The organism is Fangia hongkongensis FSC776 = DSM 21703 (genome assembly GCF_000379445.1).
Lineage (GTDB): Bacteria > Pseudomonadota > Gammaproteobacteria > Francisellales > Francisellaceae > Fangia > Fangia hongkongensis.
The window spans coordinates 53,402-77,453 of sequence record NZ_KB902242.1 but is presented as its reverse complement, the minus strand read 5'-3'; the positions used below and the strand labels follow the sequence as shown (position 1 = coordinate 77,453).

Sequence of the window (24,052 nt, the reverse complement as noted above, 5' to 3'; positions counted from 1 at the left end):
ATTATACTCATGATTATTTTATAATCAAACAATTTAGTCTTTCTAGGTAATGTATTAATACGCACCCGGCGGAACACTTTGCTCAAAAGTCAAATCGGCAAACCGACAAAAGCGCCCCTCAAAATGCACATTAACATGCCCAATAGGACCATTACGTTGCTTGCCGATAATAATTTCACCCAAACCTTTGTTATCCTCTTTATCCTTGTGATACACCTCATCACGATAGACAAACATAATCACATCAGCATCTTGCTCGATTGCGCCAGATTCTCTTAAATCTGACATCATTGGACGCTTATCTGCTCTGTCATCCACACCACGGTTGAGCTGTGATAATGCCACTACAGGAACACTAAGCTCTTTAGCAAGTGATTTAAGGGAGCGCGAAATCTCTGAGACTTCCTGTGTTCTATTATTCTCATACCCGGGTACTTTCATGAGCTGCAAATAATCAACCACGATTAGACTTAAGCCATCATTTTCCTTATACACTTTGCGTGCCCTTGAGCGCATTTCAGTTGGACTTAAGCCTGCACTATCATCAATATGCATATTAAAATCTTTTGATAAAACTTCCATTGAAGCGGTAATTTTTGCCCAATGCTCATCTTCCAAGCGACCATTTCGAAGTGCATTTTGCTCAACGCGACCGAGCGATGAGATCATTCTAAGCACAATATCCTCCGAAGGCATCTCTAAGCTAAATACAAGCACAGGCTTTTTCGCGCCTCTTGCAACATTCTCAGCCAAATTCATTGCAAAAGTTGTTTTTCCCATGGAAGGTCTACCGGCAACAATGACTAGATTAGATGGATGAAGTCCTGAAGTCAGCTCATCAAGATCACTAAAGCCTGTTGAAACACCTGTTATACCATCTGATGACTCCATCATTGCATCGATTCTATCGATCACACTTGGTATAATCTCAGGAACGGATTTTGGCCCATCGGCCTTATCTAAATCATGCTCTGCAATGGATAGAATTTTCTGCTCAGCAACATCCAATATATCTTCCACTTTTCTCCCTTGCGGCGTATACACCATATCGGCTATGTCAGTTGCGGCATTCAGTAGAATTCGCAATTTTGAACGTTCTTTAACAATCGCAGCATAAGCGCTGATATTGGCTGCCGTTGGTGTGTTTTTTGCAATCTCAGCCAGATAGTGAAGACCACCTGCTTGATCTAACAACTTCTCCTTCGTAAGAGAGTCACTTAAGGTAATAATATCAAATGGAACATCTTGTTGAATCAGCTTTTGCATTTGGCGAAATATCACCCGGTGCTGTTGAGTATAAAAATCATCAACCAGCAAAATCTCCTCAACTTTGCTCCACATTTCATTATCTAAAATCAAGCCCCCTAACACGGATCGCTCAGCATCCATCGAAGAAGGCGGACGCTTAATATTTTCCAATTCATTGTGTAGCGATGTCGATGATTGCGGTTGCATATATATCATTACTTTCCCATAATAGTTTCATGCATTTTATCATAAAAAAACCCTGATATAACCTGGACGCTTCGTTAAATGTATAAATACTTATGCAGTGAATTAAGCTAAACAAGGCAAATTATAGATGAAGAAAAAACTCAAATCACTCGTTGAAAAAACTCCCTTTATCATGCGCTTTATTTTGAACCGCTATCGCCCCTATCGTGGAGCGGGGATAAAAACACGCTTTATCAGCGCAAACTACGATCATATTAAAGTTTCAATGGCACTTAAATGGCATAATAAAAACTATTTTGGCACCCACTTTGGCGGCTCATTGTTTTCAATGACTGATGCTTTTTATCCCCTTATGCTTTCAAATCTGCTTGGCAAGCAATATATCATTTGGGATAAAGAAGCGAGTATCAAGTACATTAAACCTGGGAGAGGCACTGTTCACTGCCAATTTAGTTTGACAGATAGAGATATTATGAACATTAAAGAAGAAATTGATAAAAATGAAAAAATGCTATTTTATCGTGAAATTGAAATTCATGATGACAAAGATAACCTCATTGCGATTGTTAAACGCACCATTTATATTAAAAGAAAAAATAAACGATAGTATCCAAATGCTACTACGAAAGTTGCATACTCTGAAGCTGGCTCAATGGAACTTGTTTGACTGATTTATGCATTTTACCATCTTGCCCTAACCACTCTTTTGTTACGGTTGCAGTTTTACCATCTTTGTTTGTTTGAATAATTAGGGCATTAAACGACTTTTGTGTTTGTGTACTCCCTGCTGGATTGAGTGCTTTATTATTAGCGTTTGTTTGATTCACTCTATTCACTGTTGCTTGATTCTCTGCAGATACCTGTTGCTGGAGCGCCTGCATTCTTTGGCTTAATTGCTGAGCTGCTTGCTGATAATTTTGCTCAAATGTTTTTCTCTGTGCTTCAAGTTGCTGCTGCTGTGCTTGAAGCGAATTATACGCTTGCTGATATTGTGCAGCTCTTTGCGCTTGAGCATTTTGCGCATTTGCTTGTGCTGCTGGGCCTGCCACATTCACCCAGCCAACAGCACCTGTTTGGGTATCTGCAATTTTCACCCAATTGCCCTGTTTGTAAAATTGAATGTATTGATCAGCTGATTGATCAGAGATTTTACCCAAAACTTTTGAGTTTGCATTTGGCTGGCTATACACTTGATAGCTCGCTGCAAAAGCACTGCCTGTCGCCGCTAACAACCCAAGCGCAATTAGTATTTTCTTCATAGATAAACCCTCATTATTTGATGATTAAAGTAAATTGGTAACTGACATTTAAATACTAAGGTATGCAAAAAATATTAAGAGAAACTTAAGCATCATGCAAGTTGAATAATCTATGTACATTTTCAGTTGTTTTACTGGCAAATGCATCAAAGTTTTCTTTACGAAGCTCAGCCAAGTACTCTGCAACATAATAGACATATGCTGGATAATTTGGCTTTCCACGATAAGGCACTGGCGTGAGATAAGGCGCATCTGTTTCAACCAAAATTCTATCTTGCGGTATTTTCTTTGCTACCTCTTGCACACTTTGTGCATTTTTGAAGGTCACAATACCTGAAAAAGAAATATACATTCCCATATCAAGTGCTGATTTGGCCATATCCCAATCTTCAGTAAAACAGTGTAAAACACCTCCGCAGCCCTCAATATTACCTTCTTTTAAGAGCTCTAGAGTATCTTTTTTAGCGCCTCTGGTATGAACGATTACAGGTTTTTGCAAACGATTTGCGGCCTCTAGGTGCGCCAAAAACTTTCCCTTTTGCAATGGAATAGTTGATTGATCATTGTAGTAATAATCTAAGCCTGTCTCACCAATAGCGACACACCTATTATCTCTGGCAAAGGAAATAATTTCTTTAGCCTCTTGTGGCTGAACGCCATCAAACTCACTTGGATGAACGCCAACAGAATAAAACACCCCTGTATGCGCTTTAGCAATTTCTGCAATGTCTTTGACTTCTTCAAGTGTAGTAGAAATAGATATAATCTCTTTCACACCCTTTTCATAAGCCTCTGCAATCACATCAGAAAGCGTCTTATCTTCAAGCTTTAAATGATTGAGGTGACAGTGCGAATCAATCAGCATAACTAAATCATGTGTTTTTCGTCCACAGCATGAATCGCTGGGACATTTCTAAGATAGCCATGATAGTCAAGACCAAAGCCAAACAAGAACTTATTTTCAACCTTAAGCCCTGCATAATCGGCCTGAATCAAACCGCCCTTTTCTCTTGGAGCATCTTTATCAAGCATTACGGCAGTTAAGACTTTTGCAGCACCCCTATCCTCATAATAACGTTTGACCTCAGCCAGTGTTAGACCACCATCAAGAATATCATCGAATAATATAACCGTACGCCCACGCGGATCAATATTAGGCGTTTTCACCCAGTTGAGTGTTTGTGAGCCTGTATATTCATTTCGATAACGACTAGCATGAATATAGTCCACCTGCAAAGGAAAACGCAAACGCTTGACTATTTCTGAAGTAATAAAAAGACCACCGTTCATGACGCACACAGCAATAGGGTTATCCTTTCTGTGGCGTGTTGTCACTTCGTTTGCCAATGTATCAAAAGAGCCTTCCAGCACCGATTGACTTACAATTTCACTTGAAGCATCAAACACTTCGCGAATAAAAGAGGGTGTAATTTTCGCCATAGTAGATCAAAAAATCTTTAAAATAAAATTTCGCCCTATTCTATACGATTTTTTAATGTAATGGGAATATGATGAGAAAAAATAAGTTGAATTATTTTATTGACAACTCAAAAGCAATTTTTCAATTGAGAGTAACAACATCTTAAGCTGTCGTTTTACACTTTGGGCCATACGCCTCATATTGTTTACCTAGTGCATTTTGGGTGAATTTTGAAAAGTTTTTGACAAACATTTCAGCTAGCGCCTGATACGCTTGCTCATAAGCTTCTTTATTCTGCCATGTATTTCTCGGGTTTAAAATCGCCTTTTCAACGCCAGACAAAGACTCAGGCACCATAAATCCAAAAAGCTCATCCTCTCTGAAGTTCGCCTTTTCAATTGAACCATCCAATACAGCATCAATAATTGCTCGTGTATCTTTTATCGATATACGATGCCCTTCACCATAACCACCGCCTGTCCAGCCGGTATTCACAAGATAGGCCTCAGCATTATGTTCAGCCATTTTTTTGCCTAAAATTTCAGCATATTTAGTTGGATGTAACAGTAAAAACGGCTGACCAAAACAAGAAGAAAAAACCGCAGTTGGCTCTTTCACACCAAGCTCAGTCCCCGCCACTTTTGCTGTATAACCGGAGAGAAACTGATACATCGCCTGCTCAATTGAAAGCTTTGAAACAGGTGGCAACACACCGTATGCATCACAAGTTAAAAATATGATTTTATTTGGATGGCCTGCTTTTGAAATGGGTTTAACGATATTATCAATATGATAAATTGGATAGGAAACACGCGTATTTTCTGTCTTTTCATTCGAGGCAAAGTTGATGCTTTTATCTTCATTTAACACCACGTTTTCCAAAAGCGCATCACGGCGAATAGCATGGTAAATATCAGGCTCATTCTCTTTAGATAAGTTAATGGTCTTTGCATAACAACCACCCTCAAGATTAAACACCCCTTCATTGTCCCAACCATGCTCATCATCACCAATCAATTTACGTTTAGGATCTGCTGAGAGGGTTGTTTTGCCTGTACCCGAAAGGCCGAAAAATAAAGCAGAGTCACCCTCTTCACCAACATTAGCAGAGCAATGAAAAGAGCCAATTCCATTCAATGGCAAAAAGTAGTTCATCATTGAGAAGATACCCTTTTTAATCTCACCACCATACCAAGTGCCACCGATTAGCGTCATACGCTCATCTGTATTAAAGGCAACAAATGTTTTCGAATTAAGACCCCATTTTTGATAATCTTCACAAGATGTCTTACACGCATTAAAGATTGTCCAATCTGGTTTAAAGTTGAGTAGCTCTTCCTCAGAGGGACGAATAAACATATTCTTGAAAAAGTGCGCCATCCATGCCACTTCCGTTACAAGGCGCACAGATAACCTTGTTTGCTCATTTGCGCCACAAAAGCCATCAATTACATATAGTTTTTTGCCTGTTAATTGTGTTGTCGCTAAAGTTTTAAGATGCGCCCAAGTTTCCTTAGACATTTTTTTGTTATCAGAGCCTTCTTCCGACCACCAAACATTTTTAAGCGCATCCTCTGTCTCAACAATAAACTTATCTTTTGGCGAGCGTCCAGTATAACGGCCAGTATCCACAGCAACCGCCCCCATATTGGTTTCGACACCTTTCTCATAACCTTCAGCATCAGTTGCAGTTTCTGCTAAAAACAACGCCTCATAGCTGGGGTTGTGAATTATTTCTTTTATATCTAAGATTCCACTTGAATTAAGTGCTTTATGTAACATATTTATAGTACTCCCGGTTATGATTTCTATCATCATAAACTTTATCTTAGATCAGGTAAATAAATCGTCAACAGAATTATATGAAATGTAGATTATATACATATTTTGTTTGATTTTATTAAGGTTTATGCTTGGATTTAGCCATCACCCCATTAAGATGGAACTTAATTACACTTTTACAGCAACCATCATCCCCTGACTTGCTAATTCTTACCCATAAAGCCTAAGCATAGTGCAAAGATTAGCGCACTCTGATACGCTACGATAAATGACACGACTGAGACTCTAATCATGAAAAAGCGCATTTCAGCCAGCTGCTTATGCTCTCAAGTACAATTTGACTGCGATGTTGTCCCAATTGGCGCATATTGCCATTGTATAAACTGTCAAAAATCTCACGGCACGCCCTTTGCTGCACAAATCCCTTTCAAACCAAGCACGCTCAGATATATAAAAGGTCAGCAGAAAATAACAGAATTTCAATCATCCGAGCATCTATATCGTGTCTTTTGCGCTCAATGTGGCTCACGGCTCTTTAACTACACAACCGATAGGGAAAAATATGGCAGCATTGCTTTAAGCGCAATTGACACACCGCTTAAAGTCAGAATAAAAGCGCACGTTTGTTTATCAACCCAGGCGGGGTATTTTTCACTGACTGATAGCTTAAAGCAATACTCAGGCTTCTTTAACCTTGAAAGAAATGAGACTTAAATTAAAAAACAAAGCAAAGCTCAAGAAAGACTATAAAATAACAACACACTGATATAAAATGTATACACTGATTTAAATTTGCAGCCATTATACAAATTGACTAATTTGTTTGTATTTTGCTGCATTCCAACCAAAAATTTAAATACAAAGATGAGTGACACAACAACACATAAAACAAACTTTATCCGCAACATTATTGATGAAGATATTAGAAACGGTAAAAATCAGGGAAAAGTGATTACCCGCTTCCCACCTGAGCCAAATGGCTATTTGCATATTGGGCATGCCAAATCTATTTGCTTGAACTTTGGCATTTCACAAGATTATCAACTTGGACCCTGCCATTTACGCTTTGATGATACCAATCCTGCTAATGAAGAGGCTGAATTTGTCAATGCAATTCAAGAAGATATCAAATGGCTTGGCTTTGATTGGGGTGAGCATCTTTATTATGCTTCAAACTATTTTGATCAATTATATGCATTAGCTGTTAAACTTATTCAAGATGGTCACGCTTATGTATGTGACCTCAACGCTGAAGAAGTCAGACGCTATCGAGGAACACTAACGGAAAAAGGCAAAGACAGTCCCTATCGCACAAGAAGCATCGCTGAGAATCTTGATCTTTTTGATAAGATGAAACGTGGTGAATTTGAAGAAGGCCACTGTACACTAAGAGCCAAAATCAATATGGCATCAGGCAATATTAACTTGCGTGACCCGGCATTATACCGCATTAAAAAAGCAACGCATCCTCATACAAACGAACATTGGTGTATTTACCCCATGTATGACTTTGCTCATGCTGCATCGGATGCAATTGAAAAAATCACACACTCATTGTGCACCCTTGAATTTCAAGATCACAGGGCACTGTATAATTGGGTTGTAGAAAAATGTGCATTCGAAAACCATCCACAACAAATTGAGTTTTCACGATTAAATTTAAACTACACGATTACCAGCAAGCGAAAGTTGAAATATTTAGTAGAGTCCAAACTCGTATCAGGCTGGGATGACCCAAGAATGCCAACAATTCGAGGATTAAGACGAAGAGGCGTTCCTGCTAAAGCAATTCGTGATCTATGTCAGCAAGTTGGGATCTCTAAGCAAGACTCCATTACAGATGTTAGCTTATTTGAAGAGTGTATCCGAAATAACCTCAATCAAGCGGCGATACGCAAAAATGCTGTGCTAGAACCTTTATTGGTGGAAATTGATGATCTAACACCAGAGATACTCAACGTTCCCAATCATCCACAGAATCCTGATTTTGGTCGAAGAGATATCACCATATCTAATAAGGTCTATATTGAAAAAAGTGACTTTATGGAAGTCTTAGAAAAAGGGCATAAAAAGCTTTCATTAAATGGCAGAGCGCGCCTTCTTAATGCCTATGTCATTGAATGCTATGAAGTCATTAAGGATGAAACAGGTAATGTTACAGCACTTAAATGTCGCTATCTTCCTGAAACATTGGGCGGAAAGAAGCCAAGTGATGGGGTTAAACCAAAAGCGATGCTTCACTGGGTTGATGCAAATAACGCACTAGATGGTGAAATTCGCATTTATGATAGACTGTTTAACACAGAGAATCCTGGAAGCTTTGACAAACTTGAAGCTGCGCTTAACCCAGATTCATTACAAATCATCCAACAACCAAAGCTTGAAAAGTCACTGGAGAGTGCGACTCAAGAGGAAAAATTCCAATTTAACCGAGTTGGGTATTTTTGCGCCGATCAGTGTGATTTCAACGCAAAAGAAGACAAATATATCTTCAACAAAATTGTTGGACTTCGCGACACTTGGTCAAAGGGTTAATATCCTCTATCGCTTAAGAACACTAAAATCACCTTTCTATTTTGCCCAAGCCTACAGACTAAAAAACAATCTAAATGCTTGCGCTTGAGTTTTTCCTATTTCTTTTTCTCTTTAAACATGTCAACATAAGCCAATCTAGTTATTTTTTATACAGAATAAGTCATGCAAGTATCCGCTCTGAGCAAATATTTTGCCCTCATTATTATAGCCGCATTTATCATTGCACTTCTCACCCCCGCCACCTTTATGCCAATCCTTCCTTTTATTCCCTATCTCCTTGCAGTTATTATGCTTGTCATTGGGATACACGTAAAACTCAAAGAGTTTATTAATGTATCTCATATCAAATATCAATTTATTGGCGCTGTCATATTAAAATCTATTCTAACTGCACTTTTGGCTTATTTTATTGGTATTAGTCTCTCACTAACAACACCTGAGCTGATTGGACTTATCATCGTTGGCGCCTGCCCTGGTGGAACTGCATCGAACCTGATGGCACTTTTATCACGCGCAAATTTAGCCTTTGCTGTGACTTTAACCATTGTAACCACGCTACTTGCACCTATTGTAATGCCTAGCGTGATTTGGGCTTTTTTACATACAAGCATTGAGGTACCCTTTATTGGTATTATAAAAACCCTCATACTTGTCACTTTACTGCCAATTATCCTTGGCATCATCATCAATTGTTTTTTAAAACTGCCTGATATGGTTACTCAAAAGCTTCCACTTATCGCAATTATCGCCATTACACTAATTGTTATGTCTGTTGTTGCTTTAAACCGACCTGAAATACTACACTTACCTATCAAACTATTTATTGGGGTTGTTTTACTGCATATCATTGCAAGCTTTGTTGGCTATCTTGCAGGAAGAGCATTAAAACTTGATCATCCATCAAGATTATCACTATTATTTGAATTTAGTATTTTGGATGTTGGGCTTGGGATCGTTATTGCTGTTTTGTTCTTTGGTAAAGAAGCAGCTTTGGCAGGCACACTTTATGCCGTATGGCAAAATATTGCCGGTCCTATTTTTGTCAGTATACTAACACGCAAAAGCCCTTCTCAGCCCACAGCACAATAACTCAGCTAACTCATATAGCAAATATCTCACATACACATACCATTATGGCGATTGCTTGCTTATACTCTGATTGCTTATTATTTATTTTAACTTGCCATCAAGCGTATAAACGCACATAGCAAGAAAAACTTATAATACTAAATCGCAACTCATTTTGTGCTTTGAAGTGCACAGATGATTGTTTTGTGGTTGAGATAATATCTATTTGGAGAAGCACACTTTGCAAACACAAACCCTACATCAGGCTTTTTTTGCTCAAGCAGAAAAAACCCCAGATTTGCCTTGTCTTATCGATGATAAATTAAGCCTTAGCTATCAAGAGACAAAGACGCTGATTATTTATTTTCAGCATAAACTCTACCAAAAAGGCATTCAAAAAGGCTCCATCGTGAGCTTATATTGTGAGAAACGCTTTGAAATTGTCATTGCTTTTTTAGCCATTTCCTCACTTGGTGCTAAATGTGTTCAACTTGATAAGGCCTTTCCCAGAGCGTTATTAAAAGATATTTTGCTTGAAACTGAAACAGATCTTTTATTATGTGATGAGCCATTTAAAGCTTATGATAATTATCCGCTCTCCACTATGAGCATCCAACTGGATAAAGAAATACTTAGTAATACAACACAGCAAAAGCCCATTCACACCGAAGTTTTAGCAGATGATCCTTTATGGCTTGTCTACTCCTCTGGCACAACAGGTAAGCATAAAGGCATTTCTATCCCTCATAAGGCGATACTCTCTTCATATGAAGCCCGAAATAAAATTAAAAATTATGACCAGAACAGTAAAGTGGGCTGCAATATCTATTATCTATGGGAAGTGTTTCGCCCTATTTTTAGTGGCGGCACAAGCTATATTATCCCAGATGATATTTTGCATGATTTCAATGCTTTGGCGCACTATTTGATAGAACACAATATCAATGAATGCCTTTTCACACCTTCATATTTAGAAACGCTACTCCATGTAGCACCTAGTGAGGCCGAGATGATTTTTCAGCAGCTGGATTACTGCTGGCTAAATGGCGAAGTGGTTTCAAGTGCCCTTTATCATAAGCTTATGGCATATTTAGATCACACTCACATTTATAATTTATATTCAATCTCAGAGTGCCATGATGTTGCTGTGTATGCGCTAAATAAAGAGGATGCCTATATTAATAAAGAGCAGGTCGTGCCTGTTGGCTTTGTCCTTGATGGTGTGGAAGTTGTGCTTTTAAATGAGCAAAAAATGCTTTGTAAGCCCGGCGAAAAAGGTGAGCTTTATGTACATAGCAATGGGCTTGCCGATGGTTATATCAATAGAGAAGCATTAAATAAAGAGCGCTTCATTGAGAAAGCGCAAAGCCCAATTAATAAGCGTTTATATAAGACCGGAGATCATGCACTTTTATCCCACGATAATACCCTTATTACCGTCTATGGTCGCTGTGATTATCTTGTAAAGCTTAGAGGTTACACGGTATCTTTACCCTTTGTCGAAGCTGTTATTAAGGACAAACTAGATATCACCCACTGTGTGGTAACAAAATCTAAAGGAGAGCTTTTAGATGAGCATCTGATTGCCTATCTTGAGGTCGCTGACGAAGAAAAAGAAGCATTCTACCAAGACTTGGAGCTCAATCAACAAACGCATTACAGTCAAAAAATCACTGATCTACTTGGTCAGTTTCTTGCCCCCTATATGCGTCCTCAAGACTTTATCGTTGTGGATAAGATTAAGCTTAATGCCTATTCCAACAAACTCGATCGTTTAAGTATTCAAGCAGCACACCCCCAAATATCAAACACACAACAACATACAGAAGTAACAAACATTGATTCTATTGAAGATTATAAAAACCTCTGGGCCGAGCTACTTAAAATGCCTACAAATAGCATAAATAAAAATGACTGTTTCTTTAAATTAGGTGGCAGCTCTCTTACAGCTATGATGCTTATTATCAAAGCATATCAGCTTGGCCTAAATAAATTAAAAATAAGTCAATTTGCGGCTAATAGCACATTAGCCAAAAGCTTTGAGTTAATGCAAATGAAAACCCAAAGCCTACATGATAATAAAAAGCATCTCTTTGACATTCGAAGTGATGTTGAGCTGTATCTTAATCAGCTAAGTAATTACGCTCTAGAAAGCAGTTACCTTGATCCAACCCAAGCCAATTTACTACAGGAAAGACATTGGTTATTAACTGGTGCCACAGGGTTTTTAGGCGCTGAAATACTCTATCAGTTACTTAGCGCAACGCATGATAGGGTCACTTGCATTATCCGCGGCAAGAATACCAAGGAAGCCTATATTCGCTTAGAGAAAGTGCTAGAGCGATTTGATCTTAATCTGAAAGATTTTGAGACACGGATTGATATTATTAAGGGCGATTTAGCCGATGAGCATATGGCTTTAGATAATAATACATGGGAGCGCCTATCTCACAGTATTACAGATATTATTCATGCAGCTTCCCTCGTGAATCTGATTCTCCCATATGAAAAAATCAAAACAAGTACACTTACTTCAACAGCCAATATGATCAAGCTTGCTCTAAGTAAAAAAAGCAAGCATCTCTATCATGTTTCCACAAATGGCATTTTCTCAGGTAACGAAAGTGCCTATCAAGAAAATAACAATATTGATGGTTACTTATCTATACATCAATCAGGTTACGCACAAGCAAAATGGGCAGCTGAAAAACTCATTTTTTTAGCACAAAAAAATCACACGCTTAATGCCACTATTTTTCGCCCGGGGAATCTCTCTGCCGCACGCGAAAAACACATAAACCCAACTGATGCCAACACACTTTTAATCAATGCTATGCTACAGCTTAAATCTATTCCAAATGGCCTTCAGTTAGAGATGAGCCCCGTTGATCACATTGCAAAGATGATTCTTTTAAGCACCCAACAAAAACAACAAGACACTATTTACAACCTAACCAATAAAGTCATATTAAATACAAATGATCTAAGCTTAGCTTTCAACCTTCCTGTGGTGGATAAAGATAAGTGGATAAGCATGCTATTAGATCCTGCGCTTAAGTGTTTAATTGATGGTGACCCTTCCATACTCTCAACAGCGTCATCCTATGAACAGGCAAATTATGAGGCGCTGATGTGTTTATGTGAAATAAAGCACCCGAAAAAACAACAGCTTTTAACCCAATTTAGATTACAATCAATAAAGGAGGGAGCAGCATGTCAGTCAATTTAGAAGGAAAGCATGCCATTATTATTGGCGCTTCAAGCGGAATGGGAAAAGCTATTGCAGAGCTGTTGCTCGAGCACAATGTGAAAATTTCCATTGCAGCAAGAAGAGAATCTATTTTAAAATCCATTCGAGCAATAAATTCAGAGTTGGTGTTTTACTCGAGTGTTAATGTGAATATTAAATCACAAATCAGCCATTTTATTGAACAAGCACTAGAGTATCATGGTCAGATTGATTTTATTATTAATACTGCTGGGGTCATGTATTATCAAATGATGCTGGAGGCAAATTATGATGAATGGCTTGAAATGGTCAACACAAATGTTGTCGGACTCCTTAATATTCTCCATAGCGCCTTACAGCCATTGGCAGATACAAAAGGAATGTTGATCAATATCACCTCTGATGCTGGTCGCACTGCCTTTCCAGGACTTGCGGTTTACTCAGGGACAAAAGCTTTTATGGAGTTTACCCTTCGCGCCTTACGTCATGAGCTGATCGATAAAGGCGTTAGAGTGGTAAATATCCAACCGGGCAATGTTTCAACACCACTGCAAGATATCTCTACAGATGAAACAGCGATTGAAAAATATCAAAGCCAACACACAAATGAATTTCTAAATGCTAATGATATTGCCAACAGCGTTTTATATGCGATGCAACAGCCTCAGAATGTTGCTGTCAATGAAATATTGATTGAACCTCAAAAAGAGCCAATTTAAGATGCTTTTTCTTCAAAAAGGCGTTTTCATAAATCAGCAAGATAGTACTGTACGTGCAAGGTATTTTAAATCATTCAAATAAATGATATCAATTTTAAGTTATAAGTTATTAAGGGGAAAGTAGAGTATGCGTAAGCTATTGGGGATTTTATTTTGTGCTATATTGGCTGCATTTGCCTATATCATTGCTTTTTTGCCATTTGCCCCTTTTAGTATTCACCAACACAACATGATCATCCACCCTCTAGAGCCTATGGTGCTTGCTATTGTGATTGGCATTATCTGCGGCAATGTGTTTTTCCGTCAAAGAAATAATGCTACACAACAGAATCTACAAGGGGTTATCAGTTCAAAGATTTTATGGTCTAAACTCTCACCAGGCGCCAATTTTGCGGCAAAGTCACTCTTACCATTAGGTGTCGTACTTATGGGTGTAAAGTTTGATCTTTTGGCGGTTTTAAAAGTATCTGGGCAAGCATTACTCATTAATTTGGTTTGTCTTTTGATTGCTTATTCAGTAACAATGTGGCTATGCAAAAAACTTGGCGTTGATGATAAAATGTCTGCACTGATTACCATCGGAACTGCGATTTGCGGTGGATCAGCCATCGTTGCTGCAGCGCCTGTGGTTAAAGCGAGCCAAACCCAAGTTGCCATTGCTATGACTATCGTATCGCTATATGGACTGATTGCCATTTTTGTTTTACCGCTAATCGGTCATGCTCTAGGAATGAGTCAATTTCAATTTGGCGTATGGGCAGGAGTTTCTATTCAGGCAGTGCCACAAGTTGTTGCGGCTGGCTTTGCCTTTGGCATTATTGCTGGACAAACAGCAACTATCGTGAAGATGGTTCGCATCTTATTGCTTGCGCCAATGGTCATGTGGATTGCTGCAAAGTCTCACAAACTCAATGAGGAAAAAACAGAAATAAAATCGCATTGGCGCCAGTTTTTCCCAATGTTTATTTTATATTTCTTACTCATGGTGATTGCAAACACACTGGGTTTATTTAGTTATCTAGATGAGTGGACACACCTTCCTATAAGTCACTATATTGCTGAGGCATCAGCATTTTTTATGACAATGGCGATGATTGGTGTTGGCTTAAATACCGATTTGATTACTTTGTTTAAATCTGGCGGAAAGCCTCTATTATCTGGTGGACTTGCAATGTTAATATTGCTTGTTATATCACTACTTATGATTATGCTAATATAGAGAGACAAATTATCATACTGCCATCCAAATAGGTAACACCCTATTCAGGTACACACCAAATTTTTTAAGTCCCACGTTGTTCTCTGTATTGCCTGCAATCCCTGTAACTTCTTCTGGATAAGCAATGCCACAACCGAAAACCTTATAGGCAAGCATTCCACTATGTGGGCAATGTGACTGTAGGACACCATTTAACGCAAGATTGCGATTTTTAAAGCCGATTGCATCAACAATGTAATCACATTGATCAAGGTAAGCATCTTTTCTCTCATCTTGATAATAAATGCGCTCAAGGTGCTGATTCTGGCCATGACAATTTTCTTTTGACCATTTGGCAACATCCCCTTTAAGTCCGGTATTATCAAACAAAATCCCCTGTGGCAACATATGAGCATAACGAAGTGGGTGCTTATAAAAGTTAATCACTTTTGCCCCTTGGTTTAACATATTCATTACAACGAGAATAGCCGAGTGTGACCCACCGAACACGCCAATGGTTTTGCCTTCAAGTTTCATATTTTGAAGTTTGCTTGGAGATAAGCCATCTTGAAGTGAAATTCTGGAATTAGAGAGTCTTTGCTCCACAGGTTTTGACCCAGTTGCCAAAATAACTTTATCGGCCATAAGGCTTGATTTTATGCCATCTAACTGCGTATAAGACAACTGCCACTTGCCTTCTTTCTCATCAAGCTTCTCTACAACGCCTTCAATACTTGTCACATCTGATCGAAGCGCTTTTGTAATCAAAGACAAAGGCTCAGCAATTTTTCCAAGTGTACAATAGCTCTGATCCGGTGCGTTTTTAATCTCTAAAGATGATGGCAAATTGTCATAATCAAAATAACGCGTTCCTTTTAGATATTCTTTGAATATGCCCACAGAAGTATTGGCAGGAACTTCAAGCCATTTTGTCCCCAAATCCCCTAAAGAAAAATGATCGGAAATCCAGATGATATCTTCTTTCTCAACACCTTGATCGATTAACTTACCAAGTGCCGTTACGCCAGCAGGACCGCCGCCAATCACACACCAGTGAAATACTTTATTCGCTTCTTTCATAGAGCCCCTTGTTTGTCTAATATCAAAAGCAGGCTTGATAGTAACAAATTTCCTTGTCTTTTCAAATATAGTGCGGAAGATCCATAGCAAAATAATGACAAAACGCCGCTGTACTGAGATTAACTCAGCTTATTATGATAAAAATAGTAAAAAACGAATAAGCGCACGCCTGTCTTTTTCATCGACAAAATTATCTCGACAAAACCATAAATGAAAAATCGTTTTCTTCCCTTTATACACTCCCTCTACCACAAAATATGTGCTAGCAAAAAAAAGAAGGCGCCTTTGAACCTGCAAATCACTCACCAAAGTATTATCAATATAAAGCGCCAATTTTTTAAGCTGCTTTGTCTGCGTAATCACAATTTGAGAGATTTTTTGCGCATAACAAGCCTGTAAAATAACTGCTAATAATGCAACGCCCCACAAAATAAGCGTTAATATTCTTAACCACCCTAAAAGTAATAGCCCTATTGAAATAAGTGAAAGAATAAATACACACACGATCAAACACAGCTTTAGGCGCGACTTTCTAAGTTTGATTTGCGTTATATTCACGTTAAAACATGCTGGCATTTAGTTTCCTTATTGCCAGTATAGTAACCCCAAGCGTACTCTTCCAATGTTGAGCCATCCATTCGGGGATGGCTGTGCAGATATTTATTATCTTTACCTTGTCTATTTTAGCTATTTGATCTTTTTATATTTATAACGTGGCATAATCTCATCAGAGATAACTTTATTTTCAAAATCAACACGAAGAAGAATCCCCAAAGCAAAGCACATAATTAATAAACTACTACCACCATAGCTAATAAGTGGCAAAGTCAGTCCTTTTGTGGGTAATACACCAATATTAACCCCAACATTCACCACGACCTGAAAGGCAACCCAAAAGCTAATCCCATAGGCAATATAGCTTTGAAAGTGACGCTCTAATTGGTAGGCAAAACGCGCTATTTTCATTCCCTTATAAATTAAAGTAAGATAGACAAATAAAAGTATAATCACACCAACGGCACCTAACTCTTCAGCAACTACAGAGACGATAAAATCAGTATGCGCCTCAGGAAGAAAAAACTGCTTTTGAATGCCGCTTCCAAGCCCATCACCAAACCAGCCGCCACGCCCATAGGAGATAAGCGCCTGCACAAGTTGATAACCTGAGTTATTTGCATCAGCCCAAGGATCTAAAAAACCATTTAAGCGTGCTAAGCGATAAGGCTCGAAAACAACTAGAAGCGTTGCTGCCACAGCGCCGATAACAATTAAAATAATAAACCATCTAAGTTTCACTCCTGCCATGAACATAATACCAAAGACACAGGCAAACATAACAACCGTCGCACCAAAGTCAGGCTCTTTTAATAGTAAAACCGCCATGACAGCTAAGATAATAAGAGGCTTCAACACCCCCTTGAAAGTGTCTCTAGCAACATCACCAAAACGCACAAGATAAGATGAAAAGTACATAATAGCGCATAGTTTAACAAGCTCTGAAACCTGAATATTAATCACCAAAAGTGGAATCCACCTTCTTGAGCCATTCACCTCACGACCAATATGAGGAATCAAAACCGCAACCAGCAAGACAAAGGCAACAATAAGCCATATTTTATATAGTTTTTGATAATTGTCTGAAGGGATGATCAGCGCCACAGCAATGGCAACTACGCCTAAAATAGCAAAAAAGCCTTGCCTTATCGTATAGAAATAAGGGTTATGAAACTCATACGCAGCGTCAACCATTGACGCTGAGCTTACCATTATCCAGCCAAAAGCTAAAAGCGCCAATACAAGACACACAAATGCCATATCAAGCTCGATTGGTGCACGAATACGCACCTTTTTAGCATTTCTTTGACTAAATATATTACGGATAAAAAATAGCATTTCCCCTTGCCTCTTGTCACTTCTAATGGTTAATCAATTGAATTTTCATCTAATAGCTCCACTTTAGCTTTCCACTGGTATACCAGTTTTTCAAAGTAACTACCACGCTCAGCAAAGCCACTAAAGGCATCAAAACTTGCACATCCTGGCGCCAAAAGGACAATATCACCGCATTTTGATCTGGATGCACATAGATCAAAGGCTTGATCCAAACTCTCTGCAAGCTCATATTCTACCAAATTAGTGATATCCTCTTCTATTTTAAAGCGATCTTGGCCATAAATACATGTAAAACAAACATTGCTCTTAAGTACATCTTTAAGTTTTGAGAAATCAGCACCTTTAGCTATTCCGCCGAGAAGTAAAATAACATTTTTTGTTGAAGTAAGACCAGAAATCCCGGCAATAACTGCACCAATATTGGTCGCTTTAGAGTCATTAATATAATCCACTTCATTAACGCGAGCCACTGAATTACAGCGATGTGCTAGTGCTTGAAAATGGCTTATATGTTGCACAATATCCATTGGGTTAAAGGAAAGTTTTTCAATCATCCTTAACACCACAAGTGCATTGTATAGATTATGCGTTCCCTTAATTGATAGCATCTTGCTTGTGAGTAACACATTTGATTGATATATAATTGCCTGATCATTCAGCTGAAATTCCCCACTCTCTATTGCCTCAATTGCAATTTGGGTTTTATTTTCCAGCTGATGAGCTAAGTGCGTTGGTAAAAGCGCACAATTAGCATGTTTAACTAATGCAAGTTTACTTGCTGCATAGGCTTCAAATGATGGATAACGATCAAGATGGTCTTCTGAAATATTAAGCACCGTTATGATCTCAAAACGTGCTTTTTTTAATAAATCTATTTGAAAACTAGAGAGCTCTAACACATAAAGTGCTACCGTTTGATTGATAAGTTCGAACACTGGTGTGCCAATATTTCCACCCAACGCCACATCCATACCCGAAGATAAAAGCACATGATGTAAAAGACTCACTACAGTGCTTTTACCATTTGAACCTGTTACTGCCACGACCTTAGGCAACGCACTTTTCTCTATAGCAGCTGTCTTTTCCAGCTCATGACAAAATAACTCAATATCACCGACCACCTTATGCCAAAAGTTGTATAACTCACTAAAAGGTGCTCGGTTAATCGGAATCCCCGGCGCTGGGATAATCAAATCATAAAGCTCTAAATTGATTGCTTGAAAATCATGATAAAGCGGATAGCTCAGTGATAAATTTTCTTGGTCAGATTGATCATAAAGCGCAATATCAAGCGTATAGTTATTTTCCAGATAGCTTAAAAGTGCTCTATTAGATGCTCCAAGCCCGATAATAAGCACACTTTTTATAGGAGTTTGCTGATAGAAAAAATCTCTACTTTTTTCACTTTTGATGAGCTTAACTGTTGTATTTTGCGTCATTTTCTCTTTAGCTTGTTTACAGTTTCATAGTGTTGTTAATGCGATCTTTTTCTCAATGCCATATTAGCGAAGCTTCAGTGCCATCAGCCCAATACACACAAAAATAATGGTTAAAATCCAAAAACGCACCACAACTTTCGTTTCAGGCCAGCCTTTTAATTCATAATGATGATGAAGTGGCGCCATTTTGAAGATTCTCTTTTTGCGAAGTTTGTAGGAGCCAACTTGCAAAATAACAGATACAGTTTCCATTACAAATAAAAATCCCATAATGAAAAGCACAAGCTCTTGACGGATAATAACCGCAACCACGCCAAGCGCCGCCCCCAAAGCTAACGAGCCAACATCGCCCATAAAGACATCCGCAGGATAGGCATTAAACCACAAAAAGCCAAACCCAGCCCCACAGATTGCCGCACAGAATACAACCAACTCTTCAATGCCAACATTGGGCATATAGGTAAACAATAAGTGTCCCGCAAAAATATTATTGGTAGAGATATAAGCATAAACACCGAGTCCCGCTGCAACCAACACAATAGGCAAAATTGCCAACCCATCAAGGCCGTCGGTTAGATTCACCGCATTACTTGCACCCACTATTACAAAATACCCAAGCAAGATAACCCATATTCCAAGTGGAACTGCCCATGATTTACTAAAGGGAATGGATAAACTAAAATCCATATACGGATTAAGTGCCAAATAAAGCCAGATCATGGCAATAATAGCAACCAGTGACTGACAAAGGTATTTATATTTTGCTCTTAGTCCTTTTGGGTTTTTCAGCACCAATTTGAGATAATCATCCAAAAAGCCGATCACGCCAAACCCTAACAGCACAAATAAGACAAGCCAAATAAACTGGCTATCAAGCTTTGCCCACAGTAACACTGAGATTGTAATAGAAAATAGAATTAAGCAGCCACCCATTGTTGGCGTATTGCCTTTTTTCAAATGCGATTTAGGTCCATCATCACGTATTACTTGGCCAATTTGCATTTTTGTTAGCCAATTGATCATGGGCTTACCCATAAAAAGTGCAATAATGAGCGCGCTTAATGCTGCCAAGATTGCCCTAACTGAAACATAATTAACAAACACATTTAAAAAACTGGCATATTTGTCTAAATATGCCGCTAACCATACTAACATCTATTGAAATCTAAGTGAGTTATTGCTTGTTAGCTATTGTATGGGCTGGATGTAAATAAATAAAGCAAACTCTCGGTCTTTTGCGCTATAACAAAGCTTTTCCATATTCGATATCATCCACTTAATGATTATCTTGCACAAAGAAAATAATATGACAGCAAAAACTACCACCCGATCACATAACCAATAATAATAAATAGCCACGACAGCAAATAGGCAAATATCATAAAAGGAAAAATCACTTTTAACCAATTGGTGTACGAGACCCTTGCAAGCGCTATCATGGCAAGGGTACCTCCTGATGTAGGAACGATTAAGTTTGTCAATCCATCACCTACTTGAAATGCCAGAATCATCAGCTGTTTACTCATACCAATCAAGCTCGCGACTGGCAGTAAAATAGGCATAGTGGCAAGAGCTTGACCTGAACCTCCGGGGATAAATAAATTGATCACACCTTGTATCACACTCATCATCACAGCTGAAATCACAACGGGAATATTATCAAGCGATCCGCTTAAATAAAACACTATTGTGTCAATGATATGCCCTTCTTCTAAAATAATTTTAATCGATGCGGCCAAGCCAATAACAAGCGCCCCTGCTGTCACTCTGGATGCCCCTTCCATCATTAATTGGATAAAATAATTAGGAGGATAGCGATAAATAAACGCCACGATAAAAGCAATAACCAGAAAAACTGCCGCTATCTGATTAATATACCAGCCCTCTACAAATATGGAGCCTAATGCAATAGCCGCAATCCCTAAAAATAACGTACTGATCACCAGCCAATCTTTTAGATGCATCTTGTAATCTGATAACGCTTTTTTTAATGACAAATCATTTATAGACGATTGTTCACTGTGCTTTGGAACAACAAAGCGCACAATATAATAAGCAAGTGCACTTAAAGTGATAAACACCAAAATTGTCCTTAATAAGGCGCCTGAAAAAATGGGCAGCTGTGCCATATGTTGCGCAACACCAATAGTATAAGGATTAATAGGCGAAAGCGCAAACCCAACACCAATGCCTCCAACGGCAATACATGCTCCCACAACATTTGATAACCCAAGCGCAGATGAAATTAATATCGCAATGGGAACCAGTGCAATGTTATTTTCAAAGCCAACAGCAACGCCAAATATCCCATATAAATATACTGACAAGTAAATCAATAGATGACGTCTTTTTGTTCCAATATGCTTCACTGCCGTTCCGATTGCATTTTCCAGTGCTTCAGTTTTTGAAAGAAGATGAAACAGCCCTCCTGCAATAAACACAATAAATAGATACTGACCAGCTGCAAGCAAGCCCTTTGGAATGGCAACAAAAATATCAAAGAGATTAACCGGCGTCTGTTTAATTTGCGTATACGAGCCTGTAACAACTTCCATTTGGCCATTGGCTAAAACCCTTTGAAACTCCCCAGAGGGAATGATATACGTCAAAATAGCGACAATTATTAGGATATAAAATATAATTGCCATTGGATCATCTACTTTCTTATACCAACGTGTTAATTTTTTACACTCTAGTGCACCTTCCCTCTCTATGGTATTAAGACTAACTTTATCCATTTCCCCCTCCTGTTTGTAAATATAACTAGATTTAACTTACGCCTCTTCTAACTCCAAGAGAAATGTTTCTATGACTTCAGCAGCAATAATTGCATCATGATAATCTATGTCTTCTTCGTGATGATGGCTTAACCCTTCCTTGCAACGCAAAAATAACATAGCAACACCAGTTAATCTGTCCATAGCCAAACCATCATGCCCCGCGCCACTGAATAAATGAAATACAGGGCGATTATTTTTCTCTATTGCCTCTCCTAATATTGATTGCAACTTCTCATCACACTTTATACCATCCATTTCATAATTATGATTAAAGTTAATTGCTGTATTTTGTTCAGATGCAAGCTTATTTGCATATTGGTATATCTTCTCAGCAGCTTCTTGTCTTATTTTCTTATCGGGAGATCTTATCTCAACAGTTAAATCAACCCGATCAGGAATGACATTCACTGCATTTGGATATACATTAAGCTCGCCCACAACACCCACTAAATTCTCCGTATTGCAAAACAAGTCATTGGCAAAACAAATGATATGAGATGCTGTGACCAATGCATCTTGACGCATATCCATCGGGGTTGTTCCTGCATGATTTGCCTTTCCCTGTATAAAAAGCCTATGGCGTTCAATTCCAGTAATGGCCGTCACCACACCAACAGGAAGTGACTCACTCTCAAGCACAGGCCCTTGTTCAATATGCACTTCAAAAAAGCCCAATACATCGTCTTTATCATATGCACATTTTGTAATCTCATTTGTATTGGCACCTAAAAACTCAAGCGCTGATTTCAGTGTCACCCCATCCTTATCAACCACTTCTAAATCTGCACTACAAACATCACCACAAAGCGATTTACTACCGAGCAGTGTTTTTGGAAAACGCACCCCTTCTTCATCACCAAAAGCAATTAGCTCAATATGATAATTCAATTCAATTTCTTGCTCATGCATCCTTTTTAAAACATAAAGTGGTAGAAGCACGCCCAGTATTCCATCATATTTTCCGCCTTCTATCACTGAATCTTGATGTGAGCCTATAATGAGTGTTTTTGCTTCTTTATTTTTTGACTTTTTAAACCCCCTAAGATTTCCCAGCGCATCCAAGCGAACTTGAAGTCCCGCTCCCTCCATCCAATTTCTCAGAACAGGCAATAAAGCTTTATGCTCCTCAGAGCAAAAAAGACGTGTAACACCTCTATCGCTTGACGAGAACTTTGCTGCCTTATCGAAGTAGTCTCTTATATCACTTATTTTATATTCAAGCATTTAACCCCCTATATAATAAAATTCCACACAATATTTCAATTAATTAACATTATGATGCTGACTCAACCTATCAAAGCATCTGGCTTAAATAATAGCCAGCCTTTATACCAGCTTAACTAGAGCTTATTTGCACTAATGCTATTTACTTATTTAGGCCCGCTTTAGAATAAAAACCATCCGTAGGAATGGCATTCAAAAAGCTCTGAAAACTATCATCAAGGTACCTCTGGTAAAGTGCTTTGACCATAGAAAAGATATGTTCTTGATCACCGTAGTCAATACGCAAATCTATTGGGCTTTTTTTCATATTCACCACTTTAATGGCAATAGAGCAAGCACCCTTTCTATCTCCACCTGCCTTGAACCCGCATTCCAAGGCATTGATCAATCTTAAAACCAGATCCCCTTCTTTCAACTGATAACCTTCCAGCATATTCTCCAGTACAGCATGACTATGCAAACGATTCCCCGCAACAGCAATATTCTTATCACAAATCATTCCTGCATCAGCATCGTTATGACAACCTGTAAAGCCACTAGTAGAGCCATTTTGATCAAGCACAATAATTTGTCGATACTCACGATTGTCATCGGCATTTATCGCATATGACAAAGCGGCATCTGCGCTTAGCCCTTCTACTAACTTTTCTTTCACCTTCTGTGCATATAAACGATTTGTATAAAAACCTTGAGTTGCTACACCACCGATATTTGGGAATACGTGAGGCACAAAAGCACCAACACAAACTGAGGCTGTAACTGTTGCTACAGCATAGTTATCACCTTCTTTTGCAAGAATTGAATACGTCAAATAACCTTCCTCAATTGTCACCCCCTAAAGTCCAATCTAACAACTTTGCAATAGTGAGTCAATATCGAATGTGCTTTGTTTTTACTCTATTCTTGCTTTAAATATAGGTTTTAATAAAGACAAGAAAGGTTAAATATAGAGCATAACTTTACTTGTTATC

The 24,052-nt window shown here is 38.5% G+C and carries 20 protein-coding genes; 7 read left to right on the top strand and 13 right to left on the bottom strand.

The features are described from left to right. Positions 1-54 precede the first annotated feature (54 nt). Entirely contained in the window at positions 55-1,464 is a 1,410-nt protein-coding gene (dnaB, locus tag A37Q_RS0103565; protein ID WP_018298900.1) for a replicative DNA helicase, read from the bottom strand. A gap of 118 nt (positions 1,465-1,582) precedes the next feature. Between dnaB and A37Q_RS0103560 the strand changes: the two genes are divergently transcribed. Further along, entirely contained in the window at positions 1,583-2,062 is a 480-nt protein-coding gene (locus A37Q_RS0103560; RefSeq protein WP_018298899.1) for a PaaI family thioesterase, read from the top strand. A 13-nt stretch (positions 2,063-2,075) separates the two neighbouring features. Here the strand turns inward: A37Q_RS0103560 and A37Q_RS0103555 are convergent, their stop codons facing one another. From A37Q_RS0103555 to pckA, 4 genes are all read right to left on the bottom strand, one after another. Further along, the gene (locus A37Q_RS0103555; RefSeq protein WP_018298898.1) at positions 2,076-2,714 is read right to left on the bottom strand and encodes an SH3 domain-containing protein; all 639 of its coding nucleotides are present in this window, start codon (positions 2,712-2,714) and stop codon (positions 2,076-2,078) included. An 85-nt stretch (positions 2,715-2,799) separates the two neighbouring features. After that, positions 2,800-3,579 (bottom strand): TatD family hydrolase, encoded by a 780-nt coding sequence (locus A37Q_RS0103550; protein WP_018298897.1) that lies wholly within the window; start codon positions 3,577-3,579, stop codon positions 2,800-2,802. Positions 3,580-3,581: 2 nt separating this feature from the next. Beyond that, positions 3,582-4,154 (bottom strand): hypoxanthine-guanine phosphoribosyltransferase, encoded by a 573-nt coding sequence (locus A37Q_RS0103545; protein WP_018298896.1) that lies wholly within the window; start codon positions 4,152-4,154, stop codon positions 3,582-3,584. A 142-nt stretch (positions 4,155-4,296) separates the two neighbouring features. Then, positions 4,297-5,916 carry a phosphoenolpyruvate carboxykinase (ATP) gene (gene pckA / locus A37Q_RS0103540; RefSeq protein ID WP_018298895.1) on the bottom strand — a complete coding sequence of 540 codons (1,620 nt, stop codon included), beginning with the start codon at positions 5,914-5,916 and terminating at the stop codon, positions 4,297-4,299. A 291-nt stretch (positions 5,917-6,207) separates the two neighbouring features. Here pckA and A37Q_RS0103535 point away from each other — a divergent pair, with 291 nt between their 5' ends. The 6 genes from A37Q_RS0103535 (at position 6,208) to A37Q_RS0103510 (ending at position 14,686) form a co-directional block, all read left to right on the top strand. Next, positions 6,208-6,630, top strand: coding sequence for a GFA family protein (locus A37Q_RS0103535; protein ID WP_018298894.1), 423 nt, complete (start codon positions 6,208-6,210; stop codon positions 6,628-6,630). Positions 6,631-6,780: 150 nt separating this feature from the next. Beyond that, positions 6,781-8,451, top strand: a complete 1,671-nt coding sequence (locus A37Q_RS0103530) for a glutamine--tRNA ligase/YqeY domain fusion protein (RefSeq protein WP_018298893.1) — start codon at positions 6,781-6,783, stop codon at positions 8,449-8,451. Between the two features lie 162 nt (positions 8,452-8,613). Then, on the top strand, positions 8,614-9,540 hold the full coding sequence (locus A37Q_RS0103525) for a bile acid:sodium symporter family protein (protein ID WP_018298892.1): 927 nt from the start codon (positions 8,614-8,616) through the stop codon (positions 9,538-9,540). Positions 9,541-9,760: 220 nt separating this feature from the next. After that, positions 9,761-12,748, top strand: a complete 2,988-nt coding sequence (locus tag A37Q_RS14540) for a non-ribosomal peptide synthetase (protein ID WP_018298891.1) — start codon at positions 9,761-9,763, stop codon at positions 12,746-12,748. Beyond that, complete coding sequence (locus A37Q_RS0103515) at positions 12,733-13,467, top strand: SDR family oxidoreductase (protein WP_018298890.1); 735 nt, start codon at positions 12,733-12,735, stop codon at positions 13,465-13,467. The genes A37Q_RS14540 and A37Q_RS0103515 overlap by 16 nt, the downstream gene beginning before the upstream one ends. 127 nt (positions 13,468-13,594) lie before the next feature. Further along, positions 13,595-14,686, top strand: a complete 1,092-nt coding sequence (locus A37Q_RS0103510) for a YeiH family protein (protein WP_018298889.1) — start codon at positions 13,595-13,597, stop codon at positions 14,684-14,686. 12 nt (positions 14,687-14,698) lie between these two features. Here the strand turns inward: A37Q_RS0103510 and A37Q_RS0103505 are convergent, their stop codons facing one another. From A37Q_RS0103505 to A37Q_RS0103470, 8 genes are all read right to left on the bottom strand, one after another. Further along, the gene (locus A37Q_RS0103505; RefSeq protein WP_018298888.1) at positions 14,699-15,745 is read right to left on the bottom strand and encodes an FAD-dependent oxidoreductase; all 1,047 of its coding nucleotides are present in this window, start codon (positions 15,743-15,745) and stop codon (positions 14,699-14,701) included. 132 nt (positions 15,746-15,877) lie between these two features. Next, the gene (locus A37Q_RS0103500; protein ID WP_018298887.1) at positions 15,878-16,321 is read right to left on the bottom strand and encodes a hypothetical protein; all 444 of its coding nucleotides are present in this window, start codon (positions 16,319-16,321) and stop codon (positions 15,878-15,880) included. A gap of 111 nt (positions 16,322-16,432) precedes the next feature. Beyond that, complete coding sequence (ftsW, locus tag A37Q_RS0103495) at positions 16,433-17,638, bottom strand: putative lipid II flippase FtsW (protein WP_018298886.1); 1,206 nt, start codon at positions 17,636-17,638, stop codon at positions 16,433-16,435. A gap of 29 nt (positions 17,639-17,667) precedes the next feature. Continuing rightward, positions 17,668-19,077, bottom strand: coding sequence for a UDP-N-acetylmuramoyl-L-alanine--D-glutamate ligase (murD, locus tag A37Q_RS14535; RefSeq protein ID WP_018298885.1), 1,410 nt, complete (start codon positions 19,075-19,077; stop codon positions 17,668-17,670). 63 nt (positions 19,078-19,140) lie between these two features. Continuing rightward, entirely contained in the window at positions 19,141-20,232 is a 1,092-nt protein-coding gene (mraY, locus tag A37Q_RS0103485) for a phospho-N-acetylmuramoyl-pentapeptide-transferase (protein ID WP_018298884.1), read from the bottom strand. 164 nt (positions 20,233-20,396) lie between these two features. Next, complete coding sequence (locus A37Q_RS0103480; RefSeq protein WP_018298883.1) at positions 20,397-21,815, bottom strand: YfcC family protein; 1,419 nt, start codon at positions 21,813-21,815, stop codon at positions 20,397-20,399. A gap of 36 nt (positions 21,816-21,851) precedes the next feature. Beyond that, a complete protein-coding gene (locus A37Q_RS0103475; protein WP_018298882.1) occupies positions 21,852-23,081 on the bottom strand; it encodes a M20 family metallo-hydrolase in 1,230 nt (409 codons plus the stop codon). Positions 23,082-23,223: 142 nt separating this feature from the next. Beyond that, positions 23,224-23,913: a DUF1028 domain-containing protein gene (locus A37Q_RS0103470; RefSeq protein WP_018298881.1), complete on the bottom strand. Its 690-nt coding sequence runs from the start codon at positions 23,911-23,913 to the stop codon at positions 23,224-23,226. Positions 23,914-24,052: the final 139 nt, after the last annotated feature.